The sequence below is a fragment of the Campylobacter sp. BCW_4323 genome (genome assembly GCF_001763115.1).
GTDB lineage: Bacteria > Campylobacterota > Campylobacteria > Campylobacterales > Campylobacteraceae > Campylobacter_D > Campylobacter_D jejuni.
This window is the reverse complement of the sequence record NZ_MJYC01000082.1, coordinates 594-1,311: the sequence shown is the minus strand read 5'-3', so window position 1 is coordinate 1,311 and position 718 is coordinate 594. Positions and strand designations below refer to the sequence as shown.

Genomic DNA, 718 nt, shown 5'->3' with positions numbered 1-718 from the left:
TGCTAATGTAGATGAAAAAGGAAATTTAATCAATGAAGAATACGCTTATATTTATGATGAAGTAAGTTCTCATCGTGGAACATTAAAATCTTATTCTTTCTTTAATGAATGGGAATTGTCTGCTTTACTTTTGGGAAATATTAAAGCTAGTCCTACAGCTGCCGTAGGATTTAAAGCAAGACAACAACAAGCATTGTTTTTACAAGCTCAACTTGGAGATAAAAATGCTTTTAAAAGTTTAGGTTTAGCAGTATTGTGTTCTAATTCTTTTCTTACAGGGCAACATTGGAATAAGCTTAGAGCAAAAATGATTTATGATTTACACGATTATCATTATGAGAGTTTATTAGATGAATTTGGTATGATACCTTTTTTAGATGAGATTATAGGAGTAGATTGGACGATTGATTTAAATCGATATAAATTTGCTCTTGATGAAGAAGGTAGAATCATTTGGGCTTTATATGATGATATTGAAAAAGGTAAATTAAAAGATCCAAGAGATGTGGATTCTACTCCTGAAAGCAGGAAAGAATTTGATCATTATATGGATGGATATGTAAATGGAATGGAAACTAGATTTGATGCTGATATTCCAAATGATTGGGGTGATCGACAAGCCACTTTATTCAAAGATACTCTAGTATTAAGCGCCAAACTAGCAGCCTTAACTCCTCCTCAAGGCTATCCTAATGCTCCAAGATACTATAGCCCTGAA

General features: G+C 32.5%; 1 pseudogene. It reads left to right on the top strand.

Annotation, left to right across the window (positions count from 1 at the left end):
- Window positions 1–718: pseudogene (locus tag AJN60_RS09820) on the top strand (hypothetical protein); the annotation flags it as partial.